This is a genomic window from Xanthomonas sp. (assembly GCF_017163755.1).
Classification (GTDB): Bacteria; Pseudomonadota; Gammaproteobacteria; order Xanthomonadales; family Xanthomonadaceae; genus Xanthomonas_A.
In genome coordinates this window covers 114430-128439 of sequence record NZ_JAFIWC010000012.1, presented here as the reverse complement: position 1 = coordinate 128439, position 14010 = coordinate 114430, and the positions used below count along the sequence as shown (strand labels likewise).

General features: G+C 72.0%; 14 protein-coding genes. 9 read left to right on the top strand and 5 right to left on the bottom strand.

Annotated features, from left to right (window positions below; all coding sequences use genetic code 11):
* Positions 1 to 60: 60 nt before the first annotated feature.
* Together JR065_RS10125 and JR065_RS10120 are read right to left on the bottom strand one after the other, a co-directional pair.
* Positions 61 to 357, bottom strand: coding sequence for a hypothetical protein (locus tag JR065_RS10125; protein ID WP_206233985.1), 297 nt, complete (start codon positions 355 to 357; stop codon positions 61 to 63).
* A gap of 130 nt (positions 358 to 487) precedes the next feature.
* Positions 488 to 823 carry a hypothetical protein gene (locus JR065_RS10120; protein WP_206233983.1) on the bottom strand — a complete coding sequence of 112 codons (336 nt, stop codon included), beginning with the start codon at positions 821 to 823 and terminating at the stop codon, positions 488 to 490.
* A 186-nt stretch (positions 824 to 1009) separates the two neighbouring features.
* Here JR065_RS10120 and JR065_RS10115 point away from each other — a divergent pair, with 186 nt between their 5' ends.
* Both JR065_RS10115 and JR065_RS10110 read left to right on the top strand, forming a co-directional pair.
* Positions 1010 to 1396, top strand: a complete 387-nt coding sequence (locus JR065_RS10115; RefSeq protein WP_206233982.1) for a BlaI/MecI/CopY family transcriptional regulator — start codon at positions 1010 to 1012, stop codon at positions 1394 to 1396.
* Between the two features lie 3 nt (positions 1397 to 1399).
* Positions 1400 to 3319, top strand: coding sequence for a M56 family metallopeptidase (locus JR065_RS10110; RefSeq protein ID WP_206233981.1), 1920 nt, complete (start codon positions 1400 to 1402; stop codon positions 3317 to 3319).
* A 484-nt stretch (positions 3320 to 3803) separates the two neighbouring features.
* Here the strand turns inward: JR065_RS10110 and JR065_RS10105 are convergent, their stop codons facing one another.
* Together JR065_RS10105 and JR065_RS10100 are read right to left on the bottom strand one after the other, a co-directional pair.
* Complete coding sequence (locus tag JR065_RS10105) at positions 3804 to 4919, bottom strand: ribonuclease H-like domain-containing protein (RefSeq protein WP_206233980.1); 1116 nt, start codon at positions 4917 to 4919, stop codon at positions 3804 to 3806.
* 341 nt (positions 4920 to 5260) lie between these two features.
* Positions 5261 to 7759: a DEAD/DEAH box helicase gene (locus tag JR065_RS10100; protein WP_206233979.1), complete on the bottom strand. Its 2499-nt coding sequence runs from the start codon at positions 7757 to 7759 to the stop codon at positions 5261 to 5263.
* Positions 7760 to 8106: 347 nt separating this feature from the next.
* Here JR065_RS10100 and trhA point away from each other — a divergent pair, with 347 nt between their 5' ends.
* The 7 genes from trhA to JR065_RS10070 all read left to right on the top strand — a co-directional run bounded on the left by trhA (position 8107) and on the right by JR065_RS10070 (position 12911).
* A complete protein-coding gene (trhA, locus tag JR065_RS10095; protein ID WP_206233978.1) occupies positions 8107 to 8772 on the top strand; it encodes a PAQR family membrane homeostasis protein TrhA in 666 nt (221 codons plus the stop codon).
* Positions 8773 to 8927: 155 nt separating this feature from the next.
* Positions 8928 to 9815 (top strand): YghX family hydrolase, encoded by an 888-nt coding sequence (yghX, locus tag JR065_RS10090; protein ID WP_206233977.1) that lies wholly within the window; start codon positions 8928 to 8930, stop codon positions 9813 to 9815.
* A gap of 99 nt (positions 9816 to 9914) precedes the next feature.
* Entirely contained in the window at positions 9915 to 10046 is a 132-nt protein-coding gene (locus tag JR065_RS21705; RefSeq protein ID WP_277420137.1) for a hypothetical protein, read from the top strand.
* A 194-nt stretch (positions 10047 to 10240) separates the two neighbouring features.
* Positions 10241 to 11140, top strand: coding sequence for a DUF4424 family protein (locus JR065_RS10085; protein WP_206233976.1), 900 nt, complete (start codon positions 10241 to 10243; stop codon positions 11138 to 11140).
* A gap of 121 nt (positions 11141 to 11261) precedes the next feature.
* Positions 11262 to 11660, top strand: a complete 399-nt coding sequence (locus tag JR065_RS10080) for a host attachment family protein (RefSeq protein WP_206233975.1) — start codon at positions 11262 to 11264, stop codon at positions 11658 to 11660.
* An 8-nt stretch (positions 11661 to 11668) separates the two neighbouring features.
* On the top strand, positions 11669 to 12004 hold the full coding sequence (locus tag JR065_RS10075) for a thioredoxin family protein (RefSeq protein ID WP_206233972.1): 336 nt from the start codon (positions 11669 to 11671) through the stop codon (positions 12002 to 12004).
* 118 nt (positions 12005 to 12122) lie between these two features.
* Positions 12123 to 12911 carry an EcsC family protein gene (locus tag JR065_RS10070; RefSeq protein ID WP_206234005.1) on the top strand — a complete coding sequence of 263 codons (789 nt, stop codon included), beginning with the start codon at positions 12123 to 12125 and terminating at the stop codon, positions 12909 to 12911.
* Between the two features lie 103 nt (positions 12912 to 13014).
* On the opposite strand, the gene JR065_RS10065 is transcribed toward JR065_RS10070, so the two are convergent.
* Positions 13015 to 13908, bottom strand: a complete 894-nt coding sequence (locus tag JR065_RS10065; RefSeq protein ID WP_206233971.1) for a LysR family transcriptional regulator — start codon at positions 13906 to 13908, stop codon at positions 13015 to 13017.
* Between the last annotated feature and the right edge of the window lie 102 nt (positions 13909 to 14010).

Below are 14010 nucleotides of genomic sequence, written 5' to 3'. Positions count from 1 at the left end.
GCATGGCCGCGTCCGCCGTTGTTGCCGAGGCCGCCGAGATGGCCGGCCAATGCGCCGTGATCAGTCCTTCAGCGCGCCGTCGCCGGGATCGGTGGCGGCGTAGGTGGAGGTCGGCAGCTCCGCGTCGTGCGGGTGGCGCAGCGCCTGGCGTACCTGCTCGGGCAGCCGCTCCACGGCGAGGATCACCTTGCCGGAGTGGATGTCCTTCACCGCGCTCAGCGGCAGGACGAAGTCGCCGCCGTTCTGGATGTTGACGACGAATTCCGCCGACCCCTCGCGCACCTCGCGCACCGCGCCGACGCCGAGTTCGCCGTCGGTCACGAATACCATCTGGCCTTCCTGCAAACGCTCGGACATCGCCATCGCCTTGTCGAAGAGAGATCCCGCACGCGGCGCGGCGGTGCCGTGCACGCCCGACGCCGCGGGGGTGGCGGCATGATGCGGCGCGCGTGCGTGGAAGATCGGTGAATGCGGCGTGCGTAGGCGGTCAATCGGCGCGCGCGAGCAGCGCTTCGGCCGGCAGCGCGGCCGAGTGTCCGCTCAGGCGTTCGAATTCGCTCACGTCGTGCGAGCAGAACACGGTCACCGCGCCGGCCTGCCGCAGGTTAAGTTCGCGCAGGCGGCGCTGGTTGCGCAGGCGCGCGGCGCGGTCCTTCTCCAGCATCCATGGGTAGAAGCGCAGGCCGGGCGTGCAGTGCGGATGGAAGGGGTCCATCTCGCCGGGATGGAAACACGCATCGCCGGCGAGCAGGTGCCAGCGCCCGTCCATCAGGCGGCCGCCCAGCGGGCAGGTGGAGATGCAGTTCAGATGATGCAGGCGCATCGCTGATCCTTCTCTGCGGCGGACCGAGCCAGCGTCGCAGAGCTCCGGTGGCGTCCGGGTGACCCGGGCGTCAAGCGATGTCGCGCCAGCCGTAATGGTTCGGCAGGCACCAAATGACCACCGGGCTATTGACTACACCTGTCGTCATGTGCACGATGACTACAGGCGTAGTCACAGGACCGGGATATGCGACGCAAGACCATCGGGGACCAGGAGCTGGCCCTGCTGCAGTACATCGGCGAACAGGGCGAGGCCAGCGTCGGCGAGGTCGCCGCCGGTTTCGGCGAGGCGCGCGGGCTGGCGCGTTCGACCGTGCTGACGATGATGGAGCGGCTGCGCGCCAAGGCCTATCTGCGCCGGCGCCAGGTGGACGGCGTGTTCCGCTACGCCGCCACCGCCGGGCAGGACGACGTGGTGCGCAGTGCGGTCGGCAGCTTCGTCGAGAAGACCCTGCAGGGCTCGGTGTCGCCGTTCGTGGCGTGGATGTCGCAGCGCGCCGAGGTCAGCGACGCCGAGCTCGCGGAACTGGAGGCGCTGGTCGCCAAACTGCAATCGCAGCGTCGGGAGGACTGAGCGATGGACACGATCTTCGATACCTTGCTGTCGCGCCTGCTGGCGACCAGCGTGCAGGCGGCGGTGCTGGTGGCGGTGATCTGGGCGCTGTGCCGCTGGTTGCCGGCGCTGCCGGCGACGGTGCGTTGCCGGCTGTGGTGGCTGGTCGGTGCGCAGACCGTGCTCGGCCTGCTGTGGGCGAGCCCGCTGAACCTGCCGGTGCTGCCGGCGGCGCCGGCCGCGCCACCGCCGCAGGTGCTTGCGCTGTCCGCCGCGCCGGCGCATGACGCGCCTGGGTCCGCATCGGCGGCGCCGTCGGCCAAGACGCCGCCGGCCATCGCCAGCGCCGGCGCCGCCGCGCTGCCGTGGGCGCAGGCGCTGGTCGCGCTGTGGGCGGCCGGGGTGCTGCTCGGCCTGCTGCGCAGCGCCTACGGCTACCGCGCCAGCCGCCGCCTGCTGCGCGATTCGACCGCGTGCACCGACGCGGCGCTGATCGGCGCGCTGCGCCTGGCCGCCGACGCCCACGGCCTGCGCCGCGCGCCGCCACTGCGCCTGTCGGCGCAGATCGACTCGCCGCAGCTGATCGGCCCGTGGCGGCCGGTGCTGCTGCTGCCGGCGCGCCGGCTGGCGGCGATGGATGCCGACGACCTGGACATGGCGCTGACCCACGAGCTGGTGCACCTGCAGCGCCGCGACCTGTGGTGGGGCCTGTTGCCGGCGCTGGCGCAGCACCTGTTCTTCTTCCACCCGCTGGTGCACCTGGCGGTGCGCGAATACGCGCTGGCGCGCGAAGCGGCCTGCGACGCGGCGGTGGTCGCCGGGCACCGCCACTGCCGCCACGGCTACGCGCGGCTGCTGGTGCAGCTGGGCGTCGCCGCGCGCCCCCACGCCGGCCTGGCCAGCGCCTCGCCGAGCTTCGTCAGCTTGAAGCGGCGGCTGCTGATGCTGCAGAGCACGGCCTCGTTCTCGCGCGTCGGCGCCGCCGCGATCACCGCCACCCTCGCGCTGGCCGGGGTGTTGCCGCTGCGCCTGGTGGCCAAGCCGGCGGTGGCGCCGGCCGCGACCGCGCGCACCACCGAGGTGGCCGCGACCGAGACGGCCGCGACGCCGGCACCGGGCGCGCAATCCGCCGCCTCCGCGGCGCCGGCCGCGCCCCCGGCATCGATCCTGGCCGGCGTGCTGGACGCGCCTGCCGCGCCTGCCATGCCCGCCGTGCCGGCGCCGCCCGCACCGCCTGCGCCGTTGGCCGCCCCCGCTGCTCCTGCCGCGCCCGCGGCACCTGCGACACCCGCGGCGCCGAGCGATCCGAGCCTGGTCACCCACGGGCGCATCGAGCTGTCGTCCGGTCGCGGCCGGGACGGCTATGTGCTGGTGCACGAGGGCCACAACCTGATGGACGCCTCGCTCGAGGACCTGCGCGAAGCCAACCGCCTGGCCGGTGCCGACGGCGAGGTGCTGTGGTTCCGCCGCGACGGCCGGCGCTACGTGGTCCGCGATCCGGACGTGCTGGCGCAATTCCAGGCACTGCACGAGCAGAGCCTGCGCCTGGCCGAGGCGCAGGGCGAACTGGGCGATCGCCAGGGCGAGCTGGGTGGGCGCCAGGGCGAATTGGGCGATCAGATCGCCGAGCTGAGCGTGCAGTTGGCCGAGGCCGCGTCCGAACACGCGCATGCCGCGCTCGGAGAGGTCCAGCGCGCGGGGGTCCAGGCCCAGGTCGACGCCGCCGCTTCGCGCGAGGCGGCGCAACGGGCCGCGGCCGATGCGCGCCGGCAGGGCCTGCAGCGCAAGATCCAGGCGCTGGCCAAGCAGCAAGCGGACCTGGCGATGCAGCAGAGCGACCTGGCCGCCAAGCAGGCCGAAGCCAGCACCCGCGCACGCGCCGAAGCCGAGCGCCTGATGCAGCAGATCATTCGCCAGGGCCTGGCCGAACCGGTCGACGGCTGAGCTGCTGCTGCGTTCGCGCGGCGGCAGGCGGCCGGCATGCCGCCGCCGATGCTGGCGTCGTCGCTGATACGCGCCTGGCGCTGGTTCGACCGTTTTCGGCAGGGAGCTGTGGGCGGCATGTCGGCTAAGGCTGGGCGCCTGGCTGCCGGGCCCTCACCCCAACCCCTCTCCCGGTGGGAGAGGGGCTAAGGCACGCCGCGGCTGTTCCTTCTCCCATCGGGACCATGGCCCCCTTTTGGGGGAAGGTGGCCCGCAGGGCCGGATGAGGGTACGGGCGGAGCCTCGTGCACTCAGCCCAGCGAGACGCTTTCGCGCCGTACCCTCACCCCAACCCCTCTCCCGGTGGGAGAGGGGCTTTGACGCCGCGCTGTTCCCTTTCCCATCGGGAGAAGGTGGCCCGCAGGGCCGGATGAGGGTACGGGCGAAGCCTCGGCATCCAACTCACGCAGCGCCACAAGGCGGCGCCAGCGCAAGAACGTCTGCGCTACGGCGCTTCCACGAACGGCACCACGTCGCGATCCTCCGCTTCGGCCGCCACCAGCCGCTGCATCAGCAGCGCCAGCGTCACCACATCCTGGTGGTTGTGCGCGGCCACGCGGCGCAGGTTGCGCGCGCTGCCGCCGCGCAGGTAGCTCAGCCACGCCGCCGGCGCTTCGGAACCGGGCAGGTCGTCCTCGCGCACGATGCGCAGCAGCTGGCGTTCGATGGTGGCCAGCTTGCAGTTCTCCCAGGTGCCGCGGTAGCGGCGGCGGGTGGGATGCAGCAGGTCCACGTGGTCCAGCGCCGACAGCGGGTCGGCGCAGCGCGCCAGCCGGTAGCGGGTCTTCAGCAGCGGCGCGTCGTAGCAGCGGCCGTTGTAGCTGGACAGCACCGTGCCCGGCGCCAGCCATTCGCGGAACGCTTCGAGCATCGCCTTCTCCGCGCCCATCGTCGACATCATCAGCTGGCGGATGCGCAGGCCGGTGCCCTCCAGCGGGTGCAGGTACCAGTCGGCCGCGCCGATCATGAACGCGCGGGTGCCGGTGCCGCCGGCCAGGCCGGTGGTCTCGGTGTCGAAGAACAGCACGTCCGACGGATGCACCGCGTCCTGGCGCTTGGCGAAGGCAAGCGACAGCGCGGCGGTGGGGATCGGCTGCGGCAGGAACGCTTCGATCAGGTGCAGGCCGGGCGCGATCTCGCGTCCGGGCAGGTGGCGGTCGGCTGCCTGCGGCTTGCGCGGCGCCACGGCCGGCGCCACCGCGCGTTCGCGCATGCCGAGCAGGCGCCGCAGCGAGGCGACGTCGGCGCCGCGCCGGTCGAACGGTTCGATCGCGATCGGCGGTGCCACGGCGACGGCGGTGTCGCCGGTACGCGCGGGCATCGGTGGGCGCGACGCGGGCGGGATGGGCGCCGCGTCGGTGACGCGTGGTGGCTTGCGCAGCAGCGCGGGCCGGCCAGCGGGCGCGGCTGCCCTTGCAGGCACGGGTACCGACGCTTTGGCAGCTACGGCGCCGGCAGTGCTGTTTGGCCGCGCGCCCGGTGCCGACGGACGCGGCGCGTCCACGGTCGCAGCGCCGGCCTGCTTGCGCAACGCGCGCAGGCGTTCGAGGTTGATGCTCATGCGCGCGACACCGGCAAGGCTGCGGAACCGGCATGGACCGCGGTCGATGCGTAGTCCAGCACCTCCCGTTCCAGCAGAAAACGCGATGCGCACCGACGCTCCAGGCTGCCGCTCATACGCGCGACCTCGGCAACGCGGTGGGATCGGTGGATCGATTCGATGCGTTGTCGCGCACCGATCGTTCCGGCAGCAAGCGCACCCTGCACGGATATCCGAGGCCGACGCTCATGCGCTGCGCTCCGGCAGCGTGTGGAGATCGACATCGACTGCGTTCGACGCGCCATCCAGCACCACGCCTTGCGACAGCCGGTGCAACGTCCACGGTTGTTTGAAGCCGAAGCTCATGCACTCCACTCCGGCAGCGCATCCAGCCCGCTGTCGATCGCGGTCGTCGCGTCCTCGTCCAGCGCCGCGCCGTCCAGCAGCAGGCGCAGCACGTGCAGCGCCAGCGCCTTGGGCGTGGTCGCGCTCTGCTCCTGCGCGGCCAGCACCGGGCCGACGCAGGCCGGGCAGCCGGCCACGCAGTCGCAGCGCTGCACCAGTTCGCGCGCGCGCTGCACCAGTTCGGCCTGGCGCTGCCACAGCGGCTCGCTCAGGCCCACGCCGCCGGGGAAGTTGTCGTACAGGTACACGGTGGGCACGAACTGCTGCAGCTCCACCGCCACCGGCTCGCCGTTGTCGCCGCCGCGCAGCTGGCCGCGGCCCTTGGCGTCGGCCATCGCGAACCAGGCGCCGTCGCCGTCGCCCACCGCCTTCTGCAGGTCGCGCGCGTCGGCCATCACCGCCACCGTGGCCACCACGTGCAGCGCGTAGGCCGCGCCGAGGAAGCCGTCCAGCGCATCCTGCTTGGAGGCGAAGGCCTTCAGCAGCGTGGCCTGCGGCAGCTGCCACCACACCGCGGTGGTGTGCAGCTCCTGGTCGGGCAGGTTGACCGGACCGTAGCCGATGTTCTCGTGGGTGTAGTAGCGGATCTTCTTGTAGCCGGCCACGCGCCGCACCACGTGCACCTCGCCGTGGTGGCTGTCGCCGCGCCCGGCCGCGCCGCCGTCGAAGCGGTCCAGCACCTTGAGCTTGGTGAAGTCGATGCTGTCGGTGTAGTAGTCCACGTGGGTGCGGGTGACGTAGGCCTTGCGCCCTTCCCAGTCCAGCTTCTCCACCTGGTACGGGGTGCTCTGCACCATGTGGATCGCGCCTTCGTACAGGGTGAGCGCGGCAGCGGAATAGTCCACCTCGGCGATGATCTGCTGCTTGCCATCGGTCTTGTCGACCACCACGAAGTTGCCGTCGGCCACCGAGCGCAGGCTCACCGCGTTGGCCGGGTAGCTGTCGGCGATCCACTCCCAGCGATCGCCCTCCTGGTGCACCACCTCGCTTTCGGCCAGCGCCTGCAGGAACACCTCCGGGTCCACCGGGCCGAACGCCTCGCCGGCGACGAAGGTCAGCTCGAACGCGGCGCAGCGGATGTGGTCGAACAGGATCAGCGGCTGGTCCGGCGCGGTGCGCGCGTGCTCGGGCGAGGCGTCGGCGAAGAAGTCCGGATGCCGCACCACGTACTGGTCCAGCGGCTGCGAGCTGGCCACCAGCACGCCGAGCGAGGGCTGCTGGCGGCGGCCGGCGCGGCCGAAGCGCTGCCAGGTCGCGGCCACGCTGCCGGGGTAGCCGTTGAGCACCACCACGTCCAGCGAGCCGATGTCCACGCCCAGTTCCAGCGCCGAGGTGGAGACGATGCCGTCGATGCTGCCGGCGCGCATCGCGCGCTCGGCCTCGCGGCGCTCGGTGGGCAGGTAGCCGCCGCGGTAGGCGCGGATGCGCGGCGGCTTGCGCGGGTCGTGGTCGAAGATGTCCTTGAGGTACTTGGTCAGCACTTCCACCATCAGCCGGGTCTGCGCGAACACCAGGGTCTTCAGCCCGCTCTTGATCGCGATGCGCGCGATGCGGTTGCTCTGCGAGCGCGCCGACGCGCGCAGGCCCAGGTCGGCGTTGACCACCGGCGGGTTCCACAGCAGCACGTGCTTGTCGCCCGACGGCGCGCCGGATTCGGTGATCGCATGCACGCGCTGCTCGATCAACGCCTCGGCATGCGCGCGCGGGTTGCCGATCGTCGCCGAGCACAGGATGAACTGCGGCTTCACCCCGTAGAACGCGCAGATGCGCTTGAGCCGGCGCAGCACGTTGGTGACGTGGCTGCCGAACACGCCGCGGTAGGTATGGATCTCGTCGATCACCACGTAGCGCAGGTTCTCGAAGAACTGCGCCCACTTGGTGTGGTGCGGCAGGATCGCCTGGTGCAGCATGTCCGGGTTGCTGACCACGATGTCGCCGTGCAGGCGGATCGCCTGACGCGCATCGCCCGGGGTGTCGCCGTCGAAGGTGAAGGCCTTCACTCCCAGTTCGCCGGCGCGGTTGAGCTCCAGCAGCTCGGCCACCTGGTCCTGCGCCAGCGCCTTGGTCGGGAACAGGTACAGCGCCTTTGCCTGCGCGGTCATCGCCGCGGCCACCACCGGCAGCGTGTAGCACAGCGACTTGCCCGACGCGGTGGGGGTGACGATGGCCACGTGCTCGCCGCGCTGCGCCGCATCCCAGGCTTCGGCCTGGTGGCTGTAGAGCTGCTCGATGCCGCGCGCCTTCAGCGCCGCGACCAGCGCCGCCGGCACGTCGTCCGGGATCGGCGCGTAGCGGCCCTCGCGGCCGGGGATCATGAAGCTGCCGGTGATGCGGTCGTGGTAGCGCCGCTCCAGCCGCTCGGTCAGCAGCGCGCCGTCGCGCGAAGGCTCGCCGCCAGTGGTGGACAGGGCGCGTTCGGCGTCCTCGGTGCGGCGGGCTAGGGCGTGGGCGGGCATCGGTACGGCTCTCAAAGCGGACAGGGAAGCGGAAAAGCGTCTCAGGATATGAGACACGGCACGGCCGGCACGAATGGACCGACTGACCGCGTTCAGAACCCGCGCGAGAGGCATGATGCGCGCGATCCGCCGCGTGATGGCGGCCGCGTGGTCGCCGGGCGCGCGGCCGGAGAAGATCGAACGCAGCGCGGGCGCCGGCCAATCCATCGTGGTCGCCGCCGACCCGGGCGGCGCGCGCTGTATACGGGAAAGCCGGCACGGGCGCCCAAGCCAGCGGGTATCCTGTGCGCCCCATCGCGCACCGGCACCGCCGCGCGCATGGTTCCCCCACGCGCCGAAGAACCGCCTTGCCCACGCCCCCCGATGCCAGCGCCGCGCACTACCAGACCGCCGCCGCCCGCCGCGCCGACCTGGTCGTGCACGCGGCGGGGCTGTGCCTGGCCATCGTCGGTGGCGCGTTGCTGATCTGGCGCGCGTCGGCCAATCAGGCGCTGATCCTGGCCACCTGCATCTACGCGCTGGGACTGCTGGTGATGTTCGCCTGCTCGGCCGCCTACAACTTCGCCCCGCCGCAGCGCCAGCCGACGCTGCGCAAGCTGGACCACGCCGGCATCTTCGTGATGATCGCCGGCTCCTACACCCCGTTCCTCCTGTTGACGCTGTCCGGCGCCTGGGTCTGGTCGATGACCCTGGCGGTGTGGAGCGTGGCGCTGTTCGGGGTGTTCGCCAAGCTGTTCCTGCCCGGCATCAGCAAGGGCTTCTGGGTCGCGATCTACCTGCTGCTGGGCTGGGCCGGCATCGTGGCGATCAAGCCGATCATGGCCGGCCTGGACAGCGCGGTGCTCTGGCTCATCGCCGCCGGCGGCGCGTTCTACACCGTGGGCGTGGGCTTCTACGTGCGCAAGTCGATGGTCTACAACCGCGCCATCTGGCACGCGCACGTGCTGGGCGGCGCGCTGTCGCACTGGTGCGCCATCTGGCTGTGCGTGCGGCCGCCGCCGCTGGCGGGGTGAGCTGGGGCCACCGGCTCTCCTGTGGCGAACGCTGGGGAAGGCAAGCACGGCGGACTCAGCCCCGCAGGACCGGCACCGGTCGCGGGCAACGCCGGCGCTGACGCGGCCATGGCGGCTTGCTATGTTCGGCGTCCCGATCTCCGCAGGAGCCCGCCATGCCCCGCCTGACCGCCAAGGACTTCGCCCCCGAGTTGCTGGAGCTGTACGACGGCTACGTGCACGGCAAGATCAGCCGGCGCCAGTTCCTGGACGGCGCCGCCGCCTTCGCGGTGGCCGGGTTGTCGGCGTCGGCGATCCTGGCGTCGCTGGGTCCGGACTACGCGATGGCCACGCAGGTGGAGTTCACCGACCCGGACATCGTCGCCGAGTACATCCGCTATCCCTCGCCCAAGGGCCATGGGCAGGTGCGCGGCTATCTGGTGCGGCCGGCGGCGGCCAAGGCGGCGGTACCGGGCGTGGTGGTGGTGCACGAGAATCGCGGGCTCAATCCCTACATCGAGGACGTGGCCCGGCGCGTGGCCAAGGCCGGGTTCGTGGCGCTGGCGCCGGACGGGCTGAGCTCGGTCGGCGGCTACCCGGGCAACGACGACAAGGGCCGCGAGCTGCAGGCCAAGGTGGATCCGGAGAAGCTGATGAACGACTTCTTCGCCGCCATCGAATACCTGCTGGCCGAAGGCCGCAGCACCGGCAGGGTCGGCATCACCGGCTTCTGCTACGGCGGCGGCGTGTCCAACGCCGCGGCGGCGGCGTATCCGGAACTGGCGGCGGCGGTGCCGTTCTACGGCCGCCAGCCGCGCGCGGAAGAGGTTCCGGCGATCAAGGCGCCGCTGCTGATCCACTACGCCGAAACGGACGAGCGCATCAATGCCGGCTGGGCCGCCTACGAGGCCGCGCTGAAGGCCAACCACAAGGCCTACGAGGCCTACGTCTACCCCGGCACCCACCACGGTTTCCACAACGACTCCACGCCGCGCTACGACGCGGCGGCGGCGACGCTGGCCTGGGACCGCACCATCGCGTGGTTCAGGAAATACCTGGCCTGAACCTGCGCGGCCATCGACTGGCCAGGCGCGGTGGCGCAATCGATCGGAGGCGCTTGCTGACCTGCTGCGTGCATTCGGGACGCGTGGGAGCGGCCCCGCATGGGCATGGGCCGCTTCGCCAGCCACGACGTGGCGGCCTCCCGCGCCTGGAGCCGCGCGCAGCTGGCGTGGCAGCCGGGCCCTCCGGGCCTGCTGGCGGACCTGGACCGCGCCGGCTGCTTCGTCGGCTGAGGATGCAGGGCGCCCAGCGGAAACGCCGGGCGCGGTGCGGGACGAGTGCGAAGCCGAAGAAGTCTTGCGAGCGTGAGCCGCGCACGCCACGGCGACGAGGGGCGCGCGCTCCGATGCGGCGGGTCGGATTAAACTTGGCCCGGCGATGCGCTGTCGCCGCGCATCGCCACCCTTGTCTTCCTTCCGGCCGATCCATGACCACCCCACCGCTTCTGGCCCGCGCGCTGCTCGCCATCGCGCCGTGGCTGGCCACCGTCGCCCACGCCAACGACAGCAGCTTCGGCGACGACAACGGCAGCATCCGCCTGCTCGAGCAGCCGGACATCCGCATGAGCAAGGAAGCCTTGTTCATCAGCGAGGACGAGGTGCGGGTGGACTACGTGTTCACCAACACCAGCGCGCGCGAACTGCGGGTGCCGATCGCGTTCCCGATGCCGCCGATGTACTTCGGCCCGGCCGACCACAGCGAGCTCACCGAGTTCGCGCTGTGGGTCGACGGCACGCCGGTCCGTACCGAGCGCAAGCTGGTGGCCAGGCTCGGCGACGCCGACGTCTCGCGCGAGTGGGCGGCCAGCGGCTGGCGCGTGGACGAGCTGGCCGGCTTCGTCGAATCCGGCACGCTGCCCAAGGGCAGGAAGCCGCTACCGGCGCGCTGGTTCGACCCGGACGGGCAGCCGCGCTTCACCCTCAGCGAGTACTTCACCTGGCAGCAGCGCTTCCCGGCCGGCAAGCCGGTGTCGATCCGCCACCGCTACACGCCCAGCGTGTCCAGCGGCGTGCCGATCCCGGCCGCCACCCTCATCCAGACCTACGCCAGGAGCAGTTGCCTGGACGCCGCCGCCCAGCAGGGCATCCGCCGGCGCGAAAAGGCCTACGGCGTGGGCTGGGCCAACCTGCGCTACGTGCTGCTGACCGGCAACAACTGGAAGGGGCCGATCCAGGACTTCCAGCTCACGATCAGGAAGCGCGAGCCTACCGACCTGCTCAGCCTGTGCTTCGATGGCGACCTCGAGCGCATCGACCCGCTCACCTTCCAGTTCCAGCAGAAGGACTTCGTGCCGCGCCAGGACCTGGACGTGCTGTTCGTGCGTTGACGCCGCCGGCCATGGCGCCACGGAACTGACGCGGCGCATCCCTCGCCTTGCCGCGGCGCTTACATCGCGTGGCCTACGGTGGTTGCGTGCCGCATCGGCAGGCAGGTGAGGAGAGCGAGCGATGTCGTTACAGATTCCCGAGAACGCACTGGTGGTGGTGGTCGACGGCGGCGAGGCGCGCTGGTTCGTCAACGTCGGCGGCCGCGATGGCGTGGTGTTGCGCCAGCATGCGCGTACCGACGTGCAGAACGTGGACGACGAAGGGCCGGCCGGCAAGATGCCGCAGCGCACCACGGAGGCGGAACTGGACGAGTCCACCTTCGCCAAGCAGGTGGCGCAGGCGCTCAACGAGGGCGCGCTGAAGCAGCGCTACGAGCATCTGGTGCTGGTGGCGGACCCGACCACGCTGGGTCGCATCCGACCGTTGTTGCACAAGGAGACGCAGCAGCGCCTGGTCGGCGACGTGGCCAAGGACCTGACCAACCTGCCGCTGGAAGACATCCAGCGCGCGCTGTCCTGACTGCCGCGATGGCCTTTCCGCGCGAATACAGCGCCGAGGCGCCGGCGGCGGCGCAGGTGCGCTCGCAGCCGGGGCTGCAGCTGCTGGAATTCGGCACCGGCTGGTGCGGCCATTGCCAGGCCGCGCAGCCGTTGCTGCAGAAGCTGCTGGGGCCGTTCGAACAGGTCCCGTACCACAAGGTCGAGGACGGCAAGGGCCGGCCGCTGGGCCGCGCCTTCGCGGTGAAGCTGTGGCCGACCGTGGTGCTGCTGCGCGACGGCGAGGAGGTGGCGCGCGCGGTGCGGCCGCGCGAGCGCGAGGACCTGCTGCCGTTGCTCAACGTGCTGGCGCAGGCGGACGCTTAACCTGGCCGCCATCGGCGGCGTTTAGGCTGGCGCTCTGCACCCCGCATTGGCGGAGCCCGTGGCGCCGGCCGCGACGCAACCAGGAGCCGCAATGACCGATCAGTTTCCCGTCCTGGTGATGGACGCGGCCCACCAGCGCGAACTGGCGCAGGCGCATGCCCTGCTCGAGCATCCCGGGCTGGCGGCGCAGGTGGCCAATGCGGTCGGCGCGCCGATCGAGCACCTGCTGAGCCGGCGGCTGCCCCGCTTCGTGACCTCGCGTATCGACGCGATCAGCCGCCACGCGCTGAACGTGGCGCTGCGCTCGGCGCTGCTGACCCTGCGCAAGGACGCGCCGGGCAAGGCGCGTCCGCGCCTGCACGGGCTGGCGGTGGCGGCGACCGGGGCGGCCGGCGGCTTCTTCGGCCTGGCCGGGTTGGCGGTGGAGCTGCCGCTGACCACCACGCTGATGCTGCGCTCCATCGCCGACATCGCCCGCGCCGAGGGCGAGCGGCTGGAGGACCCGGCCACCGCGCTGGCGTGCCTGGAAGTGCTCGCGCACGGCGGGCGCAGCCGCCGCGACGACGGCAGCGAGTCGGGCTATTTCGCGGTGCGCACGGCGATGGCGCAGCAGCTCAGCGCGGCGGCGCAGTACATCGCCGCGCATGGGCTGGGCAGCAAGGGCGCGCCGGCGCTGGTGTCGATGGTGGCGCGGATCGCGGCGAAGTTCTCGGTGACGGTCAGCGAGAAGCTGGCGGCGCAGGCGGTGCCGCTGGTCGGCGCGGCCAGCGGCGCGGCGCTCAATACGCTGTTCATCGCGCATTTCCAGGCGATGGCGCGCGGCCATTTCATCATCCGCCGGCTGGAGCGGCAGTACGGCGAGGCCGCGGTGCGCCAGGCCTACGAGGCGTTGCCGGCGGCGCAGTGACGGCGCGCGGTGCGCGGCGGTGGTGGATGCGACCTGGCACGTGTGAGCGGACCCGGCGCCGGCTCCGTGCGCGTTCGCGCGCACCGCGCCGGTTCGGCTGCGCCTACCCCAGTTCCCGCAGCACCCCGATGAACGCCTGCAGCCCCGCCGGCACGTGGCGGTGGCCCGGGTAGTACAGGAACAGCCCCGGCAGCGGCGGGCACCACTCGTCCAGCACGCGTACTAGCGCACCGCTGTCCAGCTGCGCCTGCACCGCGACCTCCGACAGGTAGGCGATGCCCATGCCGGCGACCGCGGCGTCGGCCATCAGCCCCATGTGGTCCAGGGTGAGCGGGCCGCCGACCTCCACCGCCAGCTCCTGGTCGTGGCGCGCGAACTCCCAGCGATACGGCTTGCCGCTGGGCAGGCGGAAGCCGATGCAGGTGTGCTGGGCGAGTTCGTCGGGCGTGCGCGGCGGCGGATGCCGTGCCAGGTACGCCGGCGAGGCGGCGGCGATGAAGCGCTGCGGGCCGCCGAACGGCACCGCGATCATGTCCTGCGGCAGCGCTTCGCCCAGGCGCACGCCGGCGTCGAAGCCGGCGGCGACGATGTCGACCAGGCGGCCCTCGCTGACCAGGTCCAGCGCCATCGCCGGGTAGCGCTGCAGGAACGCCGGCACCACGCGTTGCAGCAGCAGGCGCGCGGCGGTCTCGTTGGCGTTGATGCGCAACGTGCCGCTGGGACCGCGGGCGAAGCTGCCCGCGTCGTCCAGCGCCAGGTCCAGCTCGCGCAGCAGCGGCTGCAGCCGCGCGACCAGCCGCGCGCCGGCTTCGGTGGGCGCCACGCTGCGCGTGGTCCGGTGCAGCAGGCGCACGCCCATGCGCGCTTCCAGCGTACGCATCATGTGGCTGAGCGTGGACGGCGACAGCCCGAGCTCGTCGGCGGCCTTGCGAAAGCTGCGGTGGGCCACGATCGCGGCGAAGGCGCTGAGGTCGGTCAGGGCGGGCCGCTGATTCATGGGTGATTTTCACTGGCGCATGCGGGATTGGACGGATAGTAACAGCGGTGGAGCGCGCCTAGTCTGGAACCCGACCCGCCACGCTCCCGTGGCCCCTGCGCG

Excerpts from the sequence above, each read along its gene's own strand:
- JR065_RS10080 (WP_206233975.1), top strand. The coding sequence starts at position 11,262 with ATGTCGTTACAGATTCCCGAGAACGCACTGGTGGTGGTGGTCGACGGC.
- JR065_RS10065 (WP_206233971.1), bottom strand. The coding sequence starts at position 13,908 with ATGAATCAGCGGCCCGCCCTGACCGACCTCAGCGCCTTCGCCGCGATC.
- JR065_RS10075 (WP_206233972.1), top strand. The coding sequence starts at position 11,669 with ATGGCCTTTCCGCGCGAATACAGCGCCGAGGCGCCGGCGGCGGCGCAG.
- JR065_RS10120 (WP_206233983.1), bottom strand. The coding sequence starts at position 823 with ATGCGCCTGCATCATCTGAACTGCATCTCCACCTGCCCGCTGGGCGGC.
- yghX (WP_206233977.1), top strand. The coding sequence starts at position 8,928 with ATGCCCCGCCTGACCGCCAAGGACTTCGCCCCCGAGTTGCTGGAGCTG.
- JR065_RS10100 (WP_206233979.1), bottom strand. The coding sequence starts at position 7,759 with ATGCCCGCCCACGCCCTAGCCCGCCGCACCGAGGACGCCGAACGCGCC.
- JR065_RS10110 (WP_206233981.1), top strand. The coding sequence starts at position 1,400 with ATGGACACGATCTTCGATACCTTGCTGTCGCGCCTGCTGGCGACCAGC.
- JR065_RS21705 (WP_277420137.1), top strand. The coding sequence starts at position 9,915 with ATGGGCATGGGCCGCTTCGCCAGCCACGACGTGGCGGCCTCCCGCGCC.
- JR065_RS10125 (WP_206233985.1), bottom strand. The coding sequence starts at position 357 with ATGTCCGAGCGTTTGCAGGAAGGCCAGATGGTATTCGTGACCGACGGC.
- JR065_RS10070 (WP_206234005.1), top strand. The coding sequence starts at position 12,123 with ATGGACGCGGCCCACCAGCGCGAACTGGCGCAGGCGCATGCCCTGCTC.
- JR065_RS10085 (WP_206233976.1), top strand. The coding sequence starts at position 10,241 with ATGACCACCCCACCGCTTCTGGCCCGCGCGCTGCTCGCCATCGCGCCG.
- JR065_RS10105 (WP_206233980.1), bottom strand. The coding sequence starts at position 4,919 with ATGAGCATCAACCTCGAACGCCTGCGCGCGTTGCGCAAGCAGGCCGGC.
- JR065_RS10115 (WP_206233982.1), top strand. The coding sequence starts at position 1,010 with ATGCGACGCAAGACCATCGGGGACCAGGAGCTGGCCCTGCTGCAGTAC.